The 21,037-nt window shown below is 72.5% G+C and carries 13 protein-coding genes, 2 tRNA genes and 2 pseudogenes; 12 read left to right on the forward strand and 5 right to left on the reverse strand.

Annotated elements, in window-relative coordinates:
* Positions 1-397 precede the first annotated feature (397 nt).
* Positions 398-2,809, reverse strand: a pseudogene (locus tag ABZ070_RS10890) (PAS domain-containing protein); the annotation flags it as partial.
* Between the two features lie 168 nt (positions 2,810-2,977).
* Positions 2,978-3,454: an SSI family serine proteinase inhibitor gene (locus ABZ070_RS10895; protein ID WP_356632200.1), complete on the reverse strand. Its 477-nt coding sequence runs from the start codon at positions 3,452-3,454 to the stop codon at positions 2,978-2,980.
* A gap of 202 nt (positions 3,455-3,656) precedes the next feature.
* On the opposite strand from ABZ070_RS10895, the gene ABZ070_RS10900 reads away from it, so the two are divergent.
* Both ABZ070_RS10900 and ABZ070_RS10905 read left to right on the forward strand, forming a co-directional pair.
* Positions 3,657-3,747: transfer RNA gene (locus ABZ070_RS10900), tRNA-Ser, on the forward strand.
* A 186-nt stretch (positions 3,748-3,933) separates the two neighbouring features.
* Positions 3,934-4,006, forward strand: a tRNA-Arg gene (locus ABZ070_RS10905).
* A 77-nt stretch (positions 4,007-4,083) separates the two neighbouring features.
* Here ABZ070_RS10905 and ABZ070_RS10910 read toward each other — a convergent pair.
* Positions 4,084-4,242: pseudogene (locus ABZ070_RS10910) on the reverse strand (site-specific integrase); the annotation flags it as partial.
* 126 nt (positions 4,243-4,368) lie between these two features.
* On the opposite strand from ABZ070_RS10910, the gene ABZ070_RS10915 reads away from it, so the two are divergent.
* The 4 genes from ABZ070_RS10915 (at position 4,369) to ABZ070_RS10930 (ending at position 7,506) form a co-directional block, all read left to right on the forward strand.
* Positions 4,369-5,025 (forward strand): hypothetical protein, encoded by a 657-nt coding sequence (locus tag ABZ070_RS10915; protein ID WP_356632202.1) that lies wholly within the window; start codon positions 4,369-4,371, stop codon positions 5,023-5,025.
* A gap of 207 nt (positions 5,026-5,232) precedes the next feature.
* Positions 5,233-6,099 carry a DUF2797 domain-containing protein gene (locus tag ABZ070_RS10920; protein WP_356632204.1) on the forward strand — a complete coding sequence of 289 codons (867 nt, stop codon included), beginning with the start codon at positions 5,233-5,235 and terminating at the stop codon, positions 6,097-6,099.
* A 122-nt stretch (positions 6,100-6,221) separates the two neighbouring features.
* On the forward strand, positions 6,222-6,557 hold the full coding sequence (locus ABZ070_RS10925; protein WP_356632206.1) for an antibiotic biosynthesis monooxygenase: 336 nt from the start codon (positions 6,222-6,224) through the stop codon (positions 6,555-6,557).
* A gap of 109 nt (positions 6,558-6,666) precedes the next feature.
* Positions 6,667-7,506 (forward strand): amidohydrolase family protein, encoded by an 840-nt coding sequence (locus ABZ070_RS10930; protein WP_356632268.1) that lies wholly within the window; start codon positions 6,667-6,669, stop codon positions 7,504-7,506.
* Positions 7,507-7,625: 119 nt separating this feature from the next.
* Here the strand turns inward: ABZ070_RS10930 and ABZ070_RS10935 are convergent, their stop codons facing one another.
* Both ABZ070_RS10935 and ABZ070_RS10940 read right to left on the reverse strand, forming a co-directional pair.
* Positions 7,626-9,404, reverse strand: coding sequence for a S8 family serine peptidase (locus ABZ070_RS10935; RefSeq protein ID WP_356632208.1), 1,779 nt, complete (start codon positions 9,402-9,404; stop codon positions 7,626-7,628).
* Positions 9,405-9,723: 319 nt separating this feature from the next.
* Complete coding sequence (locus ABZ070_RS10940) at positions 9,724-12,522, reverse strand: LuxR family transcriptional regulator (RefSeq protein ID WP_356632210.1); 2,799 nt, start codon at positions 12,520-12,522, stop codon at positions 9,724-9,726.
* A gap of 185 nt (positions 12,523-12,707) precedes the next feature.
* Here ABZ070_RS10940 and ABZ070_RS10945 point away from each other — a divergent pair, with 185 nt between their 5' ends.
* The 6 genes from ABZ070_RS10945 (at position 12,708) to ABZ070_RS10970 (ending at position 20,989) form a co-directional block, all read left to right on the forward strand.
* Positions 12,708-13,445, forward strand: coding sequence for a response regulator transcription factor (locus ABZ070_RS10945; RefSeq protein ID WP_356632212.1), 738 nt, complete (start codon positions 12,708-12,710; stop codon positions 13,443-13,445).
* Between the two features lies 1 nt (position 13,446).
* A complete protein-coding gene (locus ABZ070_RS10950; RefSeq protein ID WP_356632214.1) occupies positions 13,447-15,021 on the forward strand; it encodes a HAMP domain-containing sensor histidine kinase in 1,575 nt (524 codons plus the stop codon).
* Positions 15,022-15,046: 25 nt separating this feature from the next.
* Positions 15,047-16,399 carry a glycosyltransferase gene (locus ABZ070_RS10955; RefSeq protein WP_356632216.1) on the forward strand — a complete coding sequence of 451 codons (1,353 nt, stop codon included), beginning with the start codon at positions 15,047-15,049 and terminating at the stop codon, positions 16,397-16,399.
* Between the two features lie 80 nt (positions 16,400-16,479).
* Positions 16,480-18,552, forward strand: a complete 2,073-nt coding sequence (locus ABZ070_RS10960) for a glycosyltransferase family 39 protein (RefSeq protein ID WP_356632270.1) — start codon at positions 16,480-16,482, stop codon at positions 18,550-18,552.
* Between the two features lie 57 nt (positions 18,553-18,609).
* The gene (locus ABZ070_RS10965; RefSeq protein WP_356632218.1) at positions 18,610-20,133 is read left to right on the forward strand and encodes an MFS transporter; all 1,524 of its coding nucleotides are present in this window, start codon (positions 18,610-18,612) and stop codon (positions 20,131-20,133) included.
* 82 nt (positions 20,134-20,215) lie between these two features.
* On the forward strand, positions 20,216-20,989 hold the full coding sequence (locus ABZ070_RS10970; protein ID WP_356632220.1) for a TetR/AcrR family transcriptional regulator: 774 nt from the start codon (positions 20,216-20,218) through the stop codon (positions 20,987-20,989).
* Positions 20,990-21,037 lie beyond the last annotated feature (48 nt).

Raw genomic sequence — 21,037 nt, forward strand, 5'->3', positions numbered from 1 at the left:
TGCACGATCCGGTACGCGGCCGCCTCCACGGCGGGCGGCATCGGGGCGCCGCCCGTCTTCAGCGTCAACTCGGCGCCCGCAGTGCGCGCGAGACCTCCTGCGGTCGCGCTTGCGCCTGGCCCTGGGCCGGTGCCGCAGGCGGCAGAGGCATCGATACGGAACCGGTGTCCTGGGACCGCCCCGGCGCGGTGGTGCCCCCGCCGGTCGCGCCCACAGCGCCCTGGCCGTCGCCCGAGGTGCCGTCCTGCACCCAGTCGGCCCTACCGGTCGCCGTCGGACCTGCGGGGTCTTCCGGACCCGCCGGGACGGGAGCCGACGGACCCGTCAGGACCTGACCGGCGCCGGTCGACTGCTGCGGCACCGACTGCTGCGGCACCGACTGCTGCGGCATCGGCTGTTCGCCGGTGCGCGCACGCCTGCGTCCCGTCGGCGCGGGGTGCTGCTGCGGCGGGGTGTGGTGCTGCGTGCCCGGTGCCGTGGTCACGGCGTCGTGCCGCTCCGCCGTGGAGTCGTCCGCCGTGGCCGGCGCGGCGGGCACCCGGTCGGCCTCGGCCGGCGGCAGCGCGAACGCGGTGCGCGGTCCGCTCTCGGCCTCGGCCGGTGCGGCAGCCAGCGCACGCCTTGCGCGCCGGCCGGCCGGCTGGGCCGGCTGCTGAGTCCCGGCCTGCGGTGCCTGCGGCGGGTCGGCCGGCGCGGCGGAGAGTTCGAGCCGGCTGCTCTCGACGGCCCGCCGCGCGCGCCGCCCCGAGGGCTGGAGGCCCTGGGCGTCGACCGGTACTCCCTGGGGCGGCACGGTCTCCCCGCGCGCCGCGCGTCCGCCCGCACCCTCGGCGGCGGTCACCACGGCGCCCTCCGCGGGCCGGAGGGCGGCCGCGGCGTTCTCCGCGGGGCTGGGACGACCGCGTCGCCGACCGGTCCCGCCACTGCTGCCCGTGCCCTCGCCCGTGTCCTGCGCGGGGATGAGTTCGGCGTCCGGGTGCGTCGCCCGGCGTCGCCCGGTCGGCTGTGCGGCCACGGGGTCCTCCATGGCCACGGGGCTCTCCAGGAAGGCGTCCGTGGACGAGCGACGGGCCCGCCGTCGCCCGCCGCCCCCGGAGGTCGCGGGGGCGGGGCCGGCAGGGGGGACGGGGTCGGACGACTGCTGCGCGGGCAGCGCGGCGGTCTGATCGGCGACCGGAGCGGGCGGGACCGTTCCGGCGCCCTCGCCCAGTGGCACCTCGAGCACGTACGCGCTGCCGCTCATCCCCGGCACCTCGTGCGTCTGCAGCACACCGCCGTGCGCCCGTACGATCCCGCGCACGATCGGCTCGTGCACCGGGTCTCCCCCGGCGAACGGCCCGCGGACCTCGATCCTCACGACGTCGCCGCGCTGCGCCGCCGCGACCACGACCGTCGAGTCCACATATCCGCCGCCGGGCACCAGCCGGGCCTTGCCGGTGGAGTCGACGCCTGCCACGTCCGCGACCAGGTGGGCGAGCGCCGTCGCGAGCCGTGCCCCGTCCACCTCGGCCTCTATCGGCGGCGCGTGCACCGCGAACTGCGCGCGCCCGGGGCCGATCAGTTCGACGGCGCCGTCGACTCCGGCCGCCACGACCGCGTCGAGGAGGACATTGGACTTCGTCAGCTGCTCCACGCCCGTGTCGAGCCGCTGATAGCCGAGAACATTATCGACAAGTGTGGTCATCCGGGCATAACCGGCGGCGAGATGGTGCAAGATCTGGTTCGCCTCGGGCCACAGTTGCCCGGCCGGGTCCGCGGCCAGCGTGCCCAGTTCGGTGCGCAGCTCCTCCAGCGGGCCGCGCAGCGACTCCCCGAGCACCGCGGTCAGCTGGGCGTGCCGGGCGGCCAGATCCTCGTACCGCTCGGTGCCAGCCTCCAGCTCGGAGGCGTAGCGCTCGGCCTTGTCGGCAAGCTCCGCCTCGTACCGCTCCGTCGCGTCGGCGAGCTCCGCGGTGAGCCGCTCCGTGGTCCCCGCCAGCTCCGCGGCGTGCTTCTGTGCCTGCTCCTCGTAGGGACGCCGGTCGGTGAACGTCATCACCGCTCCGACCAACTGGTCCCCGTCGCGCACCGGTGCCGTGGTCAGGTCGACGGCGACCTTGTCACCGCTCTTCGTCCAGAGCACCTGGCCCCGCACCCGGTGCTTGCGCCCCGACTTGAGGGTGTCGGCGAGCGGCGACTCGGCGTAGGGGAAGGGCTCGCCGTCGGCGCGCGAGTGCAGGATCAGCGGGTGCAGTTCCTGGCTGCCCAGGTCGCTGGCGCGGAAGCCGAGGATTTGTGCGGCGGCCGGGTTCACGAGCACGACCCGCCCGTCGGTGTCCGTGCCCACGACGCCTTCCGACGCGGCCCGCAGGATCATCTCGGTCTGCCGCTGCGAACGCGCCAGCTCCGCCTCGGTGTCCACGGTCCCCGACAGATCCCGGACGACGAGCATCAGCAGCTCGTCGCCGGTGTACGCGTTGTACGAGTCGTAGGCCTCGCGCCCGTCCTCGAGGCTCGCGCTGGTCACCTCGACCGGGAACTCGCTGCCGTCCGTACGCCGGGCGATCATGCGGGCCGGCTTGGTGCGGCCGCGCTCGTCGGCGGCGTCGGGGCGGCGCATGGAACCGGGGATCAGCCGGGAGTCGAATTCGGGCAACAGGTCGAGCAGCCCCCGCCCGACGAGCGCGGTGCCCGGCGCCTCGAACAATTCGAGGGCGATGGTGTTGGCGTTGACGACCGTGCCGTTGGCATTGACGAGGACGAGCCCGTCCGGGAGGGCGTCGAGTATGGCTGCGAGGCGAGCAGCGCCTCGGGATGGCCTGCTGCTCACGACGACGGTTCCTCCCTGACCTACTGCGTATTGCGGACGGCCGGCCCCATCTTGCCTCTCGGGCCACGGCCTGTCACTGAGGGAGTCTAAGGGCAGCGGATGGGGCTCCGGCGGCGGATGAGGGGGAGCTCTCACCAAGGTTGTGTGCACAAGGCGTACGCCGTCGGCCTATGACCTGGTGTTCGGCAGCACCGGCTCGAGTGTCTGCCACCGCGAGATCTCACACCCGTTCGACCGGTCGAAGGTGGCGTCGATCTGCCGGCCCCGCCATGTGCCGGTGACCCGCGCCGTGGCCGGCCCGCCGAACTGCTGGGTGCACATCTGGTCCTGCGGCACCGGAGCGAACGGGTCCCGCTCCTGCTTCGCGAGCTCCTCGAGGCGGCGGCAGGCCGACTCGGCCGACGGGTGCGTCCCGCCGGCCGGTCCGCACTTCAGCTCGTATCTGCCGTCCGTCCGCGTGTTCCCGGTCTGGGAGACGGTCACCGACAGGCGGTCGGGCTGCTGCTCCGTCACCACCGGCGGTTCGGGCTGCTCCATCAGAGGCAGGGGCAACGGCAGCGGCGAGGCGGCCGCCCCCGTGGCGGGGACGGCCGCGGCCAGCGCGGCGACGGACGCGGTTGCGGTGAGAACGAGGCGGCGCAGCATGGGGGCTCCTGAAGAGTCATGGGTCCGGCCGGGGGCCGCGACGGGCCCCGGCATGTCTAACGCTGCTCACGCCACGGCGTTGCGCAACCCGGAACGCTTTGCTCTACAGGCCAAAGGGCTAGTACCGTGGACGGCGATTGGTGACAGGCCACTGGGCTGTGTCATCATCTGCACGCACCACTCGCGCCCGCGCGGGTGTGCTGGAGGCGTCGCCTAGTCCGGTCTATGGCGCCGCACTGCTAATGCGGTTTGGGTCTTAAAGCCCATCGAGGGTTCAAATCCCTCCGCCTCCGCAGTTGATCACCGAAGCCCCGGCCACACGGCCGGGGCTTCGGTCGTTCCAGCGGGGCGCCGCAGAGGCCTGTTTCGGGCGTTTGCCCAGGTCAGAGCTGGTGCGGCTAATGGATTTCGCGTGACGGCGCCGGTCATGTAATGTTGTTCCCGCAACGCCGACCGGGCAGAAAAGCCCGAGAAGCAAGGCACTCGTAGCTTAACGGATAGAGCATCTGACTACGGATCAGAAGGTTGCAGGTTCGAATCCTGCCGAGTGCACACAGGCCAGAGGCCCCCGGAGATAATCCGGGGGCCTCTCGCGTTGGGCCGTACAGTCGCGAAGTACAGCAACCGTGTCAGCCGGTGCCGCCCATGGCGTCGGACAGCTTGCCGATCGCGGCCCGTACAGCTTCCTCGCTCGCTTCGGCGTAGACCTCCACGGTCATGGCGATCTGCGAGTGCCGCAAGGATGCGCGTGCCACCTTCGCGTGGACCTTGAGGGCGACCAGGAGCGATTACGGTGACGGGCACGCATCGGCCCACGGGGTGCGACGGCGGGCGTTGTGACACGCATTTGGTGTGGTCAGCCCTCATGCGCTTGAGTGTCCACGTCAAATCGACGATGGATACGAGGGGTTGACGTGAGTAAGGCAGCACGGGGGATCGCGGCCGGAGTGGTGCTGATGGCCGTACTGACGGCGTGTGGTGGTTCGGACGACGGTCTGGACGCCTTCCGCGGGGACGGCGACAACCCCCCGGTCACGCTGACGCCGGACATGGTCCGCACCGCCCTCCCCAGCAAGGCGAGCGCCCCCAAGGGCTTCGAGGGCGACGACATCGAGGTCGAGGCCGGCGACGAGGCCGTCGAGGCGTGCACCGATTCGACCGAGTCCAACTGCGGCGGGCTGATCAGCATGGGCGGCACCGACTTCGACACGGATGACAGCGGCCGGAGCGACAGCTCCGACTTCGACGGTGAGGTCGCCTTCGGCATCCTGGCCTTCCAGAGCCCTGACGACGCCAGAGCCACGTACAAGGCCCTGGTCACCGAGGAGCGCAGCAAGGCCGAGCAGGACGGAAAGAAGGCGAAGCCGGTGGAGATCGATGCCGGTGCCGAGGAGACCGAGGCCTTCGAGGACGCCGACGGCGAGACCATGGTCATGATGCGGATCGGCAGTGTCGTGGCCGTGGTGAACGGTGACGGCACCTTCGTGGAGAAGCCGAACTACAACGACCTCGCGAAGCTCCAGATCGACCGGCTGAAGAAGACCGCCCAGGGCATGAACCCCGACGCGTGATCCCCTGAGCCTCCGGCGCCTGCCCCGGCCGGGCGTCGGCTACCGTCCCTCTGGGGCTTCGTAGCGGCCGGAACGGCCGTCGCCGGCCGATCGGGCTGGAGCTGCGGATCAGAAGGTTGCAGGTTCGAATCCTGTCGAGTGCACAGCGACCAGAGGCCCCGGACGATACGTCCGGGGCCTGTGGCGTTGTGGAGGGCCGGAGGCGTGATGTGGCGGTGTGCGGGGGTCAGATGGCCGGCCGGGGGGCGGGTGGCGGTCCTCGAGTGGGAGGGCGGGCGGGTCAGCCCGCTCGTCGCCGGCAGGGACCTGGGCTTCCGGGTGGAGGGGCCGCGCCGGTGCACCGGGGCGCGGGGCAACCCGTGTCCGCTGGGGGTGAAGGTTCCCGGGCGGGTGACGCAGGCGCGGTGTCCCGAGTGCGCGCGGTTGGACAGGGCGCACTCGGTGGCCGCCGACGCCGTACCCGACGACCCCCGTACGTACCGGGTGTATCTGGCGTGGTTCGGGCCCGGCATGCTGAAGGTCGGGATCACGGCGGAGGAGCGCGGGCCGGCGCGGCTGCTGGAGCAGGGTGCCGTGGTGTTCACCTGGCTCGGCCGGGGGCCGCTGATGGCCGCGCGGCGTACCGAGGAACTGCTGCGGGCCGCGCTGGGCGTGCCGGACCGGATCCCGTACGCCCGCAAGCGCGCGGCGCGGGCCGCCCTGCCGGACAGCGCGCAGGAGCGGGCCGCCGAGGCGGCGGCGCTTCACGCGCGGGCGCTCGCGCTGCCGGGCTGGGCGGAGTCGCTGGAGCGGCTGGACTTCGAGGCGGTCGACAACGTCGGCGTGTTCGGGCTCGAAGGGCTGCCGGCGGCGACGGCGGTGGTGCGTGAGCTCGTCGACGGCGGGGTGGTCGCGGGGCGGCTCGTCGCGGCGGCCGGGCCCGATCTGCATCTGAGCACGGCCGGGGACGGGGTCGTCGTGGTCGACACGCGTCTGATGACCGGCTGGGGGCTGGTCGGTGCGGACGCGGTGGCGGGCGTGAGCGTGCCCACGACGGATGTACGGGACGAGGGCTCGCAGGGCGGGCTGTTCTGACGTGCCGGTCGGGGCGTTCGTGTGGGCCGCGACGTGCCGACCGTGGCCCGATGGCAAAGCCTTGGATCCCTTTCGGCGATCACTCTGGACGTCGTTCGCACCCGGGCCGGAGGGTGGGCCGCATGAGCATCGAACCTGTGGCGGGTATCGAACCGCCCTACTACGCCGTTGTCTTCACCTCCGTGCACCAGCCCGAGGTCGACGGATACGCGGAGACCGCCGCCCGCATGATGGAGCTGGTGAAGGAGGTGCCCGGGTTCATCGGGTACGAGTCGGCAAGGACACCGGGAGGCCTCGGGATCACCGTTGGGTACTTCCGCGACGAGGAGTCGATCGCCGAGTGGCAGCGGAACAGGGAGCACCAGGCAGCGCAGCGGCAGGGACGCGTGGAGTGGTACGAGAGCTACAGCGTGCACGTCGCCAAGGTCGAGCGGAGCTACAGCTTTGAGCGGCAGTGAGGCGGCGAACGGACAACACGCGGCGGACGAGCGGCAGGCAGGGCACGAGCGGCATGCGCCGAGGGCCGGCGAGGCACGGGAGGTACGAGAGTTCTGGCAGCGGCTCGGGCTGCCGGGGCTCGTGGACGTCCACACGCATTTCATGCCCGAACGCGTCCTTGCGAAGGTGTGGGCCTACTTCGACGCCGTCGGCCCGATGACCGGGCTGGAATGGCCCATCACCTATCGCCACGAGGAAGAGGAACGGGTCGCGCTGCTGCGGGAGTTCGGTGTACGGGCCTTCACGTCGATGCTCTACCCGCACAAGGCGGGCATGGCGGCCTGGCTCAACGGGTGGGCGGCGGACTTCGCCGCGCGGACCCCGGACTGCGCGCACACCGCGACGCTGTTCCCCGAGGACGGGGTGGTGGCCTATGTGCGCGAGGCGGTCGAGAGCGGGGCGCGGATCTTCAAGTCGCATCTGCAGGTCGGCGCGTACGACCCCTGCGATCCGTTGCTGGACCCGGTCTGGGGGCTGCTCGCCGAGGCGCGGGTGCCGGTGGTGATGCACTGCGGTTCCGGTCCGGCGCCCGGCAAGCACACCGGGCCGGAGCCGGTCGGCCGGCTGCTGGCGCGCCATCCGCGGCTGCGGCTGGTGGTGGCGCACATGGGGATGCCCGAGTACGGCGACTTCCTCGCTCTCGCGGAGCGGTACGAGGAGGTCCGGCTCGACACGACGATGGCCTTCACGGATTTCAGCGAGGCGTTCGCGCCGTTCCCGAAGGGGGAGCGGGGGCGGCTCGCGGACCTCGGGGACCGGATCGTGCTGGGGACGGACTTCCCCAACATCCCGTACCCGTATGTGCACCAGCTGCGGGTGCTGGAGGATCTGGGGCTCGGGGACGACTGGCTGCGCGCCGTCTGTCACGACAACGGCGCGCGGCTGCTGGGGCCGACGCCGGGCCGGTGAAGGCCGGCGGGAGTCGGTGACATCCGTGGAAGGCCGGTGAAGGGCGGACACGGCAAGGGCCTGCCGATGCCCTCCTCGACATCGGCAGGCCCTGGTTTTGGCCTGGAGTTGCGGACCCGTCAGAAGGTCAGGCCCCAGGAGTCGATGTAGCCCGTGTCGCCGCTGTAGACGTCGGTCACCCGCAGCTTCCAGGTGCCGTTCGCGGCGACCCCGGAGGCGTCGACGGTGTAGGTGGTGATGACGTTGTCCGCGCTGTCGCTGGAGCTGGAGCCCTTCAGCTGGGCGGAGGAGCCGTTCGGGGCGACGATCTCGACGACGAGGTCACCGCGGTAGGTGTGCTTGATGTCGACCGCGATCTTGAGGTCGGCCGGGGCGTTGCCGCTGATGCCGGTCACCGAGAGGGAGGAGGTGACCGCAGTGCCGTTGTCGGCGATGTTCACATTGCCCGCGTTGGTGAACACGTTGCCGGTGGGTGGCTCGGGGTCGCCACCACCCGGGGTGCCGAGCGTGGCGGCGGCGTCGGCGAGGCCCGCGCCGCAGCCACCCGAGCAGGAGCCGGGCAGCGCTCGGGCGTTGCTCTTGATCGCGGACTCGATCTGCGCCGGCGTCAGTGCCGGGTCGGAGTCCACCATCAGGGCGGCGAGGCCGGCGATGTGCGGGGCGGCCATGCTGGTGCCCTGGTAGGCCACGTAGTTCTCGCTGCCGACGCTGCGGGTTCCGGTGTTCAGCGTGGACCAGATGCCGTTGGCCGAGCTGACCGCGGTCTCGCCGCCGGGGGCGGTGATGTCGACGACGGTGCCGTAGTTGGAGTAGGACGCCCGGTTGCCCTCGCGGTCGGAGGCCGCGACGGTGATGACGTTGCTGCAGCTGGCGGGGTTGAAGTTCGCCGCGTTGGCGTTGCTGTTGCCGGCGGCGACGACGACGGTCGTGCCGCGGCCCACGGCGCCGTTGATGGCGCTCTGGGTGCCGGAGTCGCAGGCGCCGCCGCCGCCGAGGCTCATGTTGATGACGTCGGCCGGGTTCGGGTTGGCGGGCACGCCCTGGACGGAGCCGCCGGACGCCCAGGTGATGGCGTCGATGATGTCGGCGGTCGTGCCGCCGCACTTGCCGAGCACACGGACGGGCTGCACGGTCGACTTGTACGCGATGCCGGCGACGCCCTTGCTGTTGTTGGCGGTGGCCGCGATGGTGCCGGCGACGTGGGTGCCGTGCCACGAGTTGTTGGTGTCCCGCGAGGGGACCGGCTGGCCGGTGGCGTCGGTGCCGCACTCGCCCCGGTTCATCCAGTCACCCGGGTCGGCGGGGTTGCTGTCGCGGCCGCCGCCGTCGTTGGCCATGAACGTGTCGGAGATGAAGTCGTAGCCGGCGATCACGTTGGCGGCCAGGTCGGAGTGGGCCACGTAGCCGGTGTCGATGACGGCGACCTTCACGCCCTCGCCGGTCGCCTTGTCCCACGCACCCGGGACGTTCATACCGGCGGTCGCCTCGAAGAGGTCCCACTGGCGCTGGTACTCGGTGTCGTTCGGAGCCGCGGCGGTGGCGTACATCCGGGTGTCCGGGACGACGTAGGCGACGTCCGGGTCGGCGCGGAAGGCGGCCATGACGTCCTCGGTGTCGGCCTTGCCGAGTTCGGCGCCGAGGTCGACGAGCGCGGCGCCGGTTCCGAGGCGCCGGTCGAAGTCGAGGGATTCGCCGGCCTTGCGGCCCTTGGCCTCGGCGTCCTTGCTCGCCGCGTCGTTGGACTTCGCCTCCGCGGCCTGTGCCTTGTAGCCGACGATCAGGCGCTCGACGGGCGCCTTGTCGGAGGCCTTGGCCGGGACGGCCGTCGGCTCGGCGGGCGGGAGGGGCGCGGCGATGGAGGTGGCGGCGCCGGCGCACAGCAGAGCGGTGGTGGTCACCGCGAGAAGGGATATGCGAAAGGGTCTGGAACCGTTCAAGGTGGTTGCTGCCTTTCAAGTCCGATCCGGCAGGCTGACCCGCGTGGGGATGGTTCGGGTCATGACAAGCCGGCCCTGCGGCCGCGCCAGGGAGGTGAGGGGTTGGGTGTGACGGCCGTGGCGCACGGGCGGGTTGGGGGCCCGGCCGTGCAGGCACCGGCCGGACGACGCGTGGTCAGCAGCTCCCCCGCGGCGGACCGCGTTCGGTCGGCCAGTGGCTGGAACCTACGGCGAGATTTCGTATACGCCTATACGGGTACGGGGCGCTACGGATACCCGATTAACCCCTAGTGCTGCGGTAATCCGCCCCATTCGCGCCGGTATGCGGGGCCGGAGGATCGGCGGCCGTGGCACGAGTCTCGGCCAGGTCCTGCCGGGACTGGGTACCGAGTTTGCGCATGGCCCGCGCCACGTGTTGCTCGACGGTCCGCGGGGACAGATGCAGGGTCGTCGCGATCTCGCGGTTCGTCAGCCCGGTCGCCGCGAGCTCGGCGACCTCGCTCTCCCGGGGCGAGAGCTGGTCCCCGTACGAGGGTCTGCCGGGCGGCCTGACCTCCCTGGCCGGCTGGTGCGAGCGGAGTACGGCACGGGCGCGGGCGGCGTCCCAGACGGCGCCGAGGTCGGCGAACTGCTGCGTGCAAGCCGTCAACTCGGCGACGGCCCGGGCCTTGAGGTCGCCGGCCGCGCCGGCCTCGTCAACGGCCCCCGTACAGGCCTTTGCGCCCGCCCCGGCCTCTCCCTCCACCGTCGCCGCATCCAGCGCGCACCGCGCCGCGCCCTCCGTGGTGAGGGCCTGGGCGTACGGGCGGGGCAGAGCGGCGTACGCCGCCGCGGCCTGGCGGTAGAGCGGGACGGCGTCCCACGGGCGCCCGCCGGCCTCGGCCAGCGCGGCCCGGCTCCAGGCCAGCGCGGCGGACGCGGCGGGCGCCTGCACTCCCGAAAGCCCCGCGGCGAAGTCGTCCACCATGGCCAGGGCCGTCGTGTGGTCGCCTGCCCGCGCCGTGGCCTCCACGGCCCAGGGTGCGAGCTCGGCGGCCCACACCCACACGCCCTTCGCGGCCAGGGCCGCCCAAGCGTTCTCGGCCTCCGCCACCGCCGCCGGCAGGTCCTGCCGGGCCAGCGCGAGGCGTATCAGCGCTCCGGACGTGGCCGCGGCCAGGGGGGCCGCCGAGTGTTCGTGGGACGAGGCGTCGGGGCCGGACAGCCACGACGAGGCGCGTCCCCACTCGCCCTGTGCCAGGGCGAGCAGCCCGCGCACCATGCGGGCGTCGGCACAGATGACGGGCATGTCGGAGGTCGCCGTCACGAACGTCTCGCACCGCTCGGCCAGACCGGCCCAGCGCCCGGTGACGAACTCGAGCAGCAGCCGGGCGCCCAGGGCGGTGTGCTCGGTGTAGGGGGCGCCGCTCTTCGCGGACAGTTCGAGGCCTTCCGCCAGGAGTTCCTCCGCGCGCTCGTGGTGGCCGAGCCACACCGCGGAGTCCGCCGCGTTGCACAGGCCGCGCGCGGCGTGCTGACGGCATCGCGGATCGGGGCTGTCCGTGGGCAGCGTCGTGACGAGATCCCATGCCCGCGGGTCGCCGCAACTCATGGCGAGGCCCACACGGTTGGCGGCGACGGCCGTGCGGACGACCTCGTCCCCGCTGTCGGCCGCGGCCTCGGCCGCGCCCTCCAGCCAGGTCCGGTGGACATCGATCGAGCACCCGGGCCAGTACGGCATGGCGAGCGCCGACATCGCCCGGGCCGCCAGGTCCGGCCGGGCGTCCCGCAGTTCGGCCGCGGCCCGCTCCAGTTCCTGCCAGCCCTTACCGCCCATGCCGACCTGGTTGCACAGCAGCAGTCCCAGATCGAGCCGGAGCTCGCCGCGCACCGCGGCCGGCAGGGCCGGGTCCTCGACGATCTGGCTCAGCACCTCGACGGTCTGGTTCGAGCGCAGACCGACGACCGCGCTGCGCGCCAGCATCGGCGCGAGCCGGGCGCGCGTCTGCGGTGGCACCGAAGGGGAGGCCAATGTCTGTTCCAGCAGCCGGATCGCCTCCTGGTGACGTCCGGCCTCCGCGGCCTCCAGCGCGGCGCGCTCCACGGCGCGCAGCCAGCCGCGGACCCGCCCGCCCGCCTTGTGGTGCCTGGCCAGCGAGGTCCAGGGCACGGGCTGTCTGCGGGCCAGTACGTCCGCCGCCCGCCCGTGCAGCTCCTGCCGCACCGGTCCCGGCAGGGACCCGTGTACGGCGAGCGCCGCGAGCGGGGCGGGCAGTCCGTAGCGGCCCTCGCCGGACTCCGTCAGGGCCGCGCCGAAGAGCGCGGCGATCAAGGCCTGCCTGCCGGTTTCGAGGCCCAGTCCCGACACTGCTGTCAGTTCGTCGCCGGTCACCGGCTCGTCCAGCACCGCGGCGGCCCAGACGATCGGCCGGTGCTCGGGGAGCAGCGCGGCCGTCCGGCCGAGAATCAGGTCGGACAGCCGGACGGGCACGCCGACGGCGTCGACGTCGGCGGCCGTGCACCGCTTCCGGGTGCTCTGGCTCAGGACCGCCAGCAGGTCGACCACGACCTGGGCCACCCCGCCCGAGCGCTCGTGCAGTCGTGTCACCGCGTCGGCCGTGCAGCGTTCGCCGAGCGCGCCCGTCGCGGCCTGCCGGACCTGGTCCGCGCTCCACGGTCGTATGCGGTGGCGCAGGACGGTCAGCTCGGGCGGGTAACGGGGCGGTGGCGCGCCCAGGGGCAGCCCGGGGTCGGGCAGTTCCTCGGGCCGGTAGGTGACGACGGCCGCCAGGCCGGGCCGCGGATGCTCCAGCAGGCGGCGAAGTGCGAGGAGTTCGTCCGCGTCCGCGCGCTGGACGTCGTCCACGACGAGCAGAACCGGCCGGCCCCGGGCCGGCTCCGGCGGTGTGCCGCCCTCGCCGCACGCCCACCGCAGGCAGGTGGCCACGGTGGCCTCCGGGAGCGTGGTCAGCTCTTGGGCGAGGCGGCTCTTGCCCGTACCGGCGGCGCCTTCCACCAGGACGAGTACCGGCGCGGCGCTGTCCGTGGCGAGCGTCCGCCGCAGCCGCTGCTGCCAGAAGGATTCGTGTGCCGTGACCACGCCGCTCGTCCCCTGACTCTCGGTTCCCGATCCCCTGAGCGATCCCCTCAGCGATCCGCTGAGGCATCCGTATGCACGGCACCGTATACATCCGTTGCCGCGGTACCCGTACCCTCTCAGCCTTCTCAGGGAATTCACAGGTTCGGAAAAGAAGCCTCTCAGGGCAAGGTCACAGGCTGGCGAACATGACGACGACCTCGCCCCAGGGGCGCACAGAAATGCTCAGGCCGGACGGCAGCCCCGTGCGGGTGCTCGTCGTGGACGACGAGGCGTCGCTGAGCGAGCTGCTGTCGATGGCTCTGCGGTACGAGGGCTGGGAGGTGCGCAGCGCGGACGACGGCGCGGGGGCGGTACGGGCGGTGCGTGAGTTCCGGCCCGACGCGGTCGTCCTCGACGTCATGCTGCCGGACATGGACGGGCTCGCCGTCCTGGGACGGCTGCGGCGCGAACTGCCTCAGGTGCCCGTCCTCTTCCTGACCGCCCGGGACGCCGTGGAGGACCGGATCGCCGGACTGACGGCCGGCGGCGACGACTACGTGACCAAGCCGTTCTCGCTGGAGGAGGTCGTGGCCCGGCTGCGGGGCCTGATCCGGCGGTCGGGCAGTGCGGCCGTGCGCAGCGAGTCGCTGCTCGCCGTCGGTGACCTGACGCTCGACGAGGACAGCCACGAGGTGACGCGGGGCGGCAGGTCGATCCATCTCACCGCCACCGAGTTCGAGCTGCTGCGCTATCTGATGCGTAACCCGCGCCGTGTGCTGAGCAAGGCCCAGATCCTGGACCGGGTGTGGAGCTACGACTTCGGGGGTCAGGCCAATGTCGTCGAGCTCTACATCTCGTATCTGCGCAGGAAGATCGACGCGGGTCGCTCGCCGATGATCCACACACGCCGCGGAGCGGGATACCTGATCAAGCCCGGTGAGTGAGATGGCGGCGAGCCGTCCGTGGTCGCTGCGGACCCGGCTGGTGGTCTCCGCCGTGCTGCTGATCGCCGTGGTGGGCGCGGTGATCGGGACGGTCACCACGATCGCGTTCCGCACCCATCTCTACAGGCAACTCGACTCCGAACTACGTGCGGTGGCGGCACGCGCCGCGGGGCCGCAGGTCAGGAACGACGGTGAGCCGCCGGGCGACATGCCGCGCCGGGGGCCGCTGGACTTCGTCACGGGCGGCGGCGCGCCGGTGGGGACCGTGGGCGCGCTGGTCGAGGCGGACGGCGAGGTCGAGGTGGCGGTAGCGAGCACTCAGGAGGAACCGGACGGCCCCGCCCCCACCGAACAGTCGCTCGAGGCGGCCCAGCGGGAGGCGCTCGCCTCGGTGGCACGCGACGGTGGGCCGCACACGGTGGAGCTGCCGGGGCGGGGCGGGTACCGGGTGGAGTACGCGGAAGGCGTGCGGGGATCGTTCCTGGTCGGGGTGCCCACGCGTGAGGTGGAGGACACGCTGGGGACCTTGGTCGTCGTCGAGGTGTCTGTCACGGGCGCCGCGCTGGTCGCCGCCGGGTTCGCGGGCGCCGGCATGGTCGGGATGGCGCTGCGGCCGCTGCGGCGGGTCGCGGCGACCGCGACCCGTGTCTCGGAACTGCAGCTCCACAGCGGGGAGGTGGCCCTGCACGAGCGGGTGCCGGAGGCCGAGGCCGATCCGCGCACCGAGGTCGGGCAGGTCGGCGCGGCGCTGAATCGCATGCTCGGCCATGTCGGTTCCGCGCTGGCGGCACGGCAGGAGAGCGAGACGCGGGTACGGCAGTTCGTCGCGGACGCCAGTCATGAGCTGCGCACGCCGCTGGCGTCGATACGCGGGTACGCGGAGTTGACGCGGCGCGGGCGCGAGAGGCATACGGCCGGCCCGGACACCCGGCACGCCTTGGGCCGCATCGAGGCGGAGGCGACGCGGATGACGGGGCTGGTGGAGGATCTGCTGCTGCTCGCCCGGCTGGATGCGGGACGGCCGCTCTCGCAGGAGAGCACTGATCTCTCGCGGTTGGTCGTGGACGCCGTCGCGGACGCGCGGGCGGCAGGCCCGGGCCATGTGTGGCGGCTGGAGCTGCCGCCCGAGCCGGCGACGGTACGGGGCGACGGGCCCCGGCTGCATCAGGTCCTGGTCAACCTCCTGGCCAACGCCCGCACCCACACGCCCCCGGGCACGACCGTCACGGCACGCGTACGCCCGGCCCCACCGGACCACCGTTCCGGGCCCGACATGCCGGCCGGCACCCCGGTCGGCGTCGTCCTCGAGGTCGAGGACAACGGCCCCGGGGTCCCCGGGGAACTGCTCCCCCACATCTTCGAGCGCTTCGCCCGGGGTGACGCCTCCCGGTCGCGGCAGGCGGGCAGCACCGGCCTCGGGCTCGCCATCGTGCACGCCGTGGTCGCCGCTCACGAGGGCGCCGTGTCGGTGCGGTCGCGACCCGGCCGCACGGTCTTCTCGGTCGCGCTGCCACCTGCGAGGCCCGCCGCCCCCCACACCTCACAGACGGTCCACAGGCTGATCACACAGACGTGACAGCGGGCCCTTCGAGGGTGTCGGTATGCGAACCGACACCCCATGGGGGACCCTGCCGGCCCGGGAGCACCTGCTCGCCGGGACGGCCGACCGACCCGTACTCGATGTGGTGATCCCCGTCCACAACGAGGAGGCCGACCTCGAACGGTGTGTGGTGCGGCTGCACGAGCACCTCGCCGGCACCTTCCCGTACGGCTTCCGGATCACCGTCGCGGACAACGCGAGCACCGACCGTACGCCCGAGGTCGCGGCCCGCCTGGAGGCGGGCATCGCCGAAGTGCGGGCGTACCGGCTGGAGGAGAAAGGGCGAGGCCGGGCGCTGCGTACGGTCTGGATCCACTCGGACGCTCCGGTCCTCGCCTACATGGACGTCGACCTGAGCACCGACCTCAACGCTCTGCTCCCGCTGGTCGCCCCGCTGATCTCCGGCCACTCGGACCTCGCGATCGGGTCCCGGCTGGCACGCGCCTCGCGGGTGGTACGCGGCCCGAAGCGGGAGTTCGTCTCACGCGCCTACAACCTGATCCTCAAGTCCTCGCTGGCCGCCCGTTTCTCCGACGCGCAGTGCGGGTTCAAGGCGATCCGGCGAGAGGTGGCACAGCGGCTGCTGCCGATGGTCGAGGACACCGGATGGTTCTTCGACACCGAACTGCTGGTGCTGGCGGAACGCGCGGGACTGCGCATCCACGAGGTGCCGGTGGACTGGGTCGACGACCCCCACTCGAGCGTCCACATCGTCAGCACCGCCGTCGAGGACCTCAAGGGCGTCTGGCGGGTGGGGCGCGCGCTCGCGGTCGGCGCGCTGCCTCTGGACCGCCTCGCGCGGCCCTTCGGCGACGACCCTCGCGACCGTGCACTGGCGGGGGTGCCCGGGGGCCTGACGCGGCAGCTCGTCGGCTTCTGTGTGGTCGGAGTCTTCTCGACCCTGCTCTACCTGTTGCTGTACTCGCTCTTCCGCGGCGGCGGCTTCGGCGCCATCGGCGGCCTCGGCCCGCAGAGCGCCAACGCCGCCGCCCTGCTGCTCTCGGCGGTCGCCAACACCGCGGCCAACCGACGGCTGACGTTCGACGTCCGCGGCCGGGCGCATGCGGTACGCCACCAGGCGCAGGGCCTCGTCGTGTTCGGCGTCGGACTCGCCCTGACCAGCGGTTCGCTCGCCGCCCTGGACGCGGCGGCCGGCAGCCCCTCCCACGGTACGGAGGCGGCCGTCCTGATCGTCGCGAACCTCGCCGCGACCGTGCTGCGGTTCCTGCTCTTCCGCTCATGGGTCTTCCCCGACCGCCGCCCGGCGCACGACGACAGGGCGCATGGCCGCCCGGCGCGCGACGACAGGGCGCATGGCCGCCCGGCCCACGACGACATGAGGTACATCCCGTGACCACGACACTTCCGTCCGCCGGGCCCACGGCGGCCCGCGGCGCCGGGCGCGCCCGCCCGCACACCGGAGCCCTGGCGGGGGTGTGGCGCGGCAGAGAAGGTGACGCCCGCTGGGTGCGGCCCGCCTTCCTCGGCCTGCTGCTCGCGACCGCCCTGCTCTACCTCTGGAACCTGAGCGCCTCCGGATACGCCAACTCCTTCTACTCGGCCGCTGTGCAGGCAGGCAGCGAGAGCTGGAAGGCCTTCTTCTTCGGATCGTCCGACGCCGCGAACTCCATCACCGTCGACAAGCCCCCGGCGGCGCTCTGGCCGATGGCCCTGTCCGTGCGGCTCTTCGGCCTCGGCTCGTGGCAGATCCTCGCCCCCCAAGTGCTGATGGGCGTCGCCACGGTCGGCGTGCTGTACGCGGCGGTGCGACGGCGGTTCACACCGGCGGCCGGTCTGATCGCGGGCGCCGTGCTGGCGCTGACGCCGGTCGCCGCGCTGATGTTCCGCTTCAACAACCCGGATGCGCTGCTCGCGCTGCTGATGACGGTCACCGTGTACTGCGTCCTGCGTGCGCTCGAGGGCGCGCGGACGAAGTGGCTGGTGTGGGCGGGTGCTGCGGTGGGCCTCGCGTTCCTGACGAAGACGCTGCAGGCGTTCCTGATCCTGCCGCCGCTCGCGCTCGTCTACGCCGTGTGCGCGCCGACGACCCTGTGGCGCAGGCTTGCCCAACTCGCCCTGGCGGGCGTCACGATCGTGGTCTGCGGCGGCTGGTGGGTGGTGGTCGTCGAGCTGTGGCCGACGTCGTCGCGCCCGTACATCGGCGGCTCGCAGAACAACAGCTTCCTGGAACTGACCTTCGGCTACAACGGGCTCGGCAGGATCAACGGCGAGGAGACGGGCAGCGTCGGAGGCGGCCAGGGCCGCGGCTGGGGCGAGAGCGGCATCGACCGGATGTTCGCGGGGAACATCGGCGGACAGATCTCCTGGCTGCTGCCCGCCGCCCTGCTGCTGCTCGTCGCCGGCCTGGTGCTGACCCGCCGGGCGGGCCGTTTCGACACGGCGCGTGCGGCGTTCGCCGTCTGGGGCGGCTCACTGCTGATGACGGCGGGGATCTTCAGCTTCATGGCCGGGATCTTCCACGAGTACTACACCGTCGCCCTGGCGCCGTACATCGCCGCGCTCGTCGGCATGGGCGCCACGATGCTGTGGGAGGAACGGGCGAAGCCGCTGTGGGCCGCGGTTTCCGCCGCGACGGTGGGGCTGACGGCGTGGTGGTCGTACGTGCTGCTGGGACGGTCCGCGGACTATCTGCCGTGGCTGCGTACGGCGGTGCTGATCGGCGGCCTCGTCTCCGCGGCGGGTCTGCTGTTCGCCGCCCGGGTGGGCCGCGGGGCGGCGATCGGGGCGGGGGTCCTGGCCGTCGTGGCGTCGCTGGCCGGGCCCGCGGCGTACTCGCTGACGACGCTTGCGGAAGGGCACTCGGGCTCGATCGTGACGGCGGGCCCCGCGGTGGCGGGCAGCCGGGGCGGCGGCCCCGGCGGCGGGCCGCGTGGCGGTGCGGACGGGGCCGACGGCGGCGCCCTGATGCGGCCGCCCGGCAGGCAGGGGGCGAATCAGGCCCCACCCGGCGACCTGGGCCAGGGCCAGGGCCGCGGACAGGACGGCCAGGGCCGGCCCCAAGGCCAAGGCCAGGGCCAGGACGGCCAGGGCCAGGGCCGGGTGCCCGGTGGCTTCCCCGGTAGCGGTGAGGCGGACGGACGCGGCGGAGGCGGCATGGGCGGTCTTCTGAACGGCTCGGACGTCGACGCCGAAGCCGCGGCCGCCCTGGAGCGGAACGCCGCCGCGTACACCTGGGTCGCCGCGGCCATCGGCTCCCAGAACGCGGCGAGCTACCAGCTCGCCACCGGTGAACCGGTGATGGCGATCGGCGGCTTCAACGGCAGCGACCCGTCGCCCACGCTCGCCCGGTTCAAGCAGTACGTGGCCGAAGGGCGGATCCACTACTTCATCGGCGGCGACGTCGGCCCGGGTGGCGGTCGCGGAGGTCTCGGCGGCAACACCGGATCGGAGATTTCGGCCTGGGTCCAGGAGACGTTCACCGAGGTCACCGTGGGTGGCACGACGCTCTACGACCTGACGGAGCCGAAAGAGCGCTATACAGCGTAGAGGAACTTCCTGTACGGTGTACGGGAACGGACCCCGTACACCGTACAAGGAGCGTGAATGACGGCAACGACCGCCGAGACCGAGAAGGCCCCCTCGGGCCACCCGCAGCGCTGGTTGATCCTCGGCGTCATCTGCCTCGCCCAGCTCACCGTGCTGCTCGACAACACCGTCCTGTCCGTCGCGATCCCCTCCCTCACCCGGGAGCTCGACGCCTCGACGGCCGACATCCAGTGGATGATCAACGCCTACTCGCTGGTCCAGTCGGGCCTGCTGCTCACCGCGGGCAACGCGGCCGACCGCTACGGGCGCAAGAAGATGCTCGCCGCGGGCCTGACCCTCTTCGGCATCGGCTCGCTGGCTGCCGGACTCGCCCAGTCCTCCGGCCAGTTGATCGCCGCGCGCGCCGGCATGGGTGTCGGCGGTGCGCTGCTGATGACCACGACCCTCGCCGTCATCGTGCAGGTCTTCGACGAGACCGAGCGGGTGAAGGCGATCGGCCTGTGGTCGACCGTCAGCTCCCTCGGCTTCGCGGCCGGGCCGCTGATCGGCGGCGTGATGCTCGACCACTTCTGGTGGGGTGCGATCTTCCTGATCAACATCCCGGTCGCCGTGATCGGCCTCGTGGCGGTCGTCGTCCTCGTCCCCGAGTCGAAGAACCCGCAGGGCGAGCGGCCCGACCTCCTCGGGGCGGTACTGTCCACGATCGGTATGACGGCCGTCGTGTACGCGATCATCTCCGGCCCGGACCACGGCTGGACGTCCACGCAGGTCCTCGGCTCCGCCGCCGTCGGCGTGCTGGTCCTCGGCGTCTTCGTGTTCTGGGAGCTGCGGATCCCGTACCCGATGCTGGACATGCACTTCTTCCGCAACAAGCGTTTCATCGGCGCGGTCGCCGGCGCGATCCTGGTGGCGTTCGGCATGACCGGCTCGCTGTTCCTGCTGACCCAGCACCTGCAGTTCGTGCTCGGGTACGGAGCGCTCGACGCCGGTCTGCGCACCGCGCCGCTGGCACTCACCGTCGTCGCGCTGAACATGACGGGCATCGGCGCCCGGCTGTTGACCAAGCTGGGCACCCCGGTCACCATCGCCCTCGGTATGGCCCTGGTCTCCGGCGGCCTCGCCGCCATCGCGGTCCTCGGGGCGAACGGCTACGGCGGGATGCTGCTCGGCCTGGTCGTGATGGGCGCCGGCGTGGCCCTGTCCATGCCGGCCATGGCCAACGCGATCATGAGCGCCATCCCTCCGGAGAAGGCAGGCGTGGGCGCGGGCATCAACGGCACCCTCGCCGAGTTCGGCAACGGCCTCGGCGTCGCCGTCCTGGGTGCCGTGCTCAACTCCCGCTTCGCGGCGCTGGTGCCCGCGGCGGTGGGCGCCGCCTCGCTGCCCGCCGCCCTCGCGGCGGCGGACGACGCGGGCGAGCGGGCACGGATCTCTGAAGCCTTCGCCTCGGGCCTCGAGACGAGTCAGCTGGTCGGTGCCGTGGCGGTACTGGCGGGTGGGCTGCTCGCCGCGCTGCTGCTGCGCAGGGCCGAGCGGTCAAACGCTCCGGGGGCCGGGGATGCTCCCGAAGCGACCGCATAGGACAGCGGAATAGCATCGTGACCGGGCGGACCGGCGTGTTCCGGCGCCGTCCGCCCGCCGGAGGAACCGAGGAGGCTGCGCGATGGTGAGTGCGACCGACCGCACGAAGCGTTCCATGAGAACCAGCGTGTGGCTGGAGGGCAAGGCGGACCGGGGGCGTAAATCGGCCCAGCCGGCCGGCCTGGACCGCGACAAGATCATCGAAGCCACGGTCCGGCTCCTCGACGCCGAGGGGGCTGCCAAGTTCTCCATGCGGAAGCTGGCCGCGGAACTGCACGTCACCGCGATGTCGGTCTACTGGTACGTGGACACCAAGGACGATCTGCTGGAACTGGCGCTCGACGCGGCCTTCGGCACGGTCCTGCTGCCCGACACGGGTACCGGCGGCGACTGGCGCGAGCAGCTGCGCGAACTGGCCGCCGGATACCGCGCACTTCTGGTCCGGCACCCATGGGTGACCCCGCTGATCGGCACCTACCTGAACATCGGGCCGCACTCCATGGCCTTCTCGCAGGCAGCCCAGCAGATCGTCCGCAACACCGGTCTGCCGCCGCACGGCCGTACGGGAGCGCTCGGCGCCGTCTTCCAGTTCGTATACGGATTCGGCACCATCGAGGGCCACTTCGTCGAGCGCTGCGCGGCGGCGGGGCTGAGCCAGGACGAGTACTTCCGCGAGGCCATGGGGTCGATCCGTGAACAGCCGCAGTACGACGAGAGCTTCGCGCAGGCCGACGAGCTGATGGAGGCCCGCGGCGGCGGCACGGTCGAGGAGATGCGCGAGCGGGACTTCGGCTTCGCGCTCGATCTTCTGATCGCCGGCATCGAGGCGATGGTGGAACGGTCGAAGGACCGGTGAGGCCCGTCGGCGCGGAGGCAGGGTGAGGACGGCCGGCTCGCGCTCGTA

The organism is Streptomyces sp. NPDC006283, from assembly GCF_040613325.1.
In the GTDB taxonomy this organism is placed as follows: Bacteria; Actinomycetota; Actinomycetes; order Streptomycetales; family Streptomycetaceae; genus Streptomyces.

Excerpts from the sequence above, each read along its gene's own strand:
- ABZ070_RS10950 (WP_356632214.1), top strand. The coding sequence starts at position 13,447 with ATGGCGGCGAGCCGTCCGTGGTCGCTGCGGACCCGGCTGGTGGTCTCC.
- ABZ070_RS10925 (WP_356632206.1), top strand. The coding sequence starts at position 6,222 with ATGAGCATCGAACCTGTGGCGGGTATCGAACCGCCCTACTACGCCGTT.
- ABZ070_RS10970 (WP_356632220.1), top strand. The coding sequence starts at position 20,216 with ATGGTGAGTGCGACCGACCGCACGAAGCGTTCCATGAGAACCAGCGTG.
- ABZ070_RS10965 (WP_356632218.1), top strand. The coding sequence starts at position 18,610 with ATGACGGCAACGACCGCCGAGACCGAGAAGGCCCCCTCGGGCCACCCG.
- ABZ070_RS10920 (WP_356632204.1), top strand. The coding sequence starts at position 5,233 with ATGTGGCGGTGTGCGGGGGTCAGATGGCCGGCCGGGGGGCGGGTGGCG.
- ABZ070_RS10955 (WP_356632216.1), top strand. The coding sequence starts at position 15,047 with ATGCGAACCGACACCCCATGGGGGACCCTGCCGGCCCGGGAGCACCTG.
- ABZ070_RS10945 (WP_356632212.1), top strand. The coding sequence starts at position 12,708 with ATGACGACGACCTCGCCCCAGGGGCGCACAGAAATGCTCAGGCCGGAC.
- ABZ070_RS10895 (WP_356632200.1), bottom strand. The coding sequence starts at position 3,454 with ATGCTGCGCCGCCTCGTTCTCACCGCAACCGCGTCCGTCGCCGCGCTG.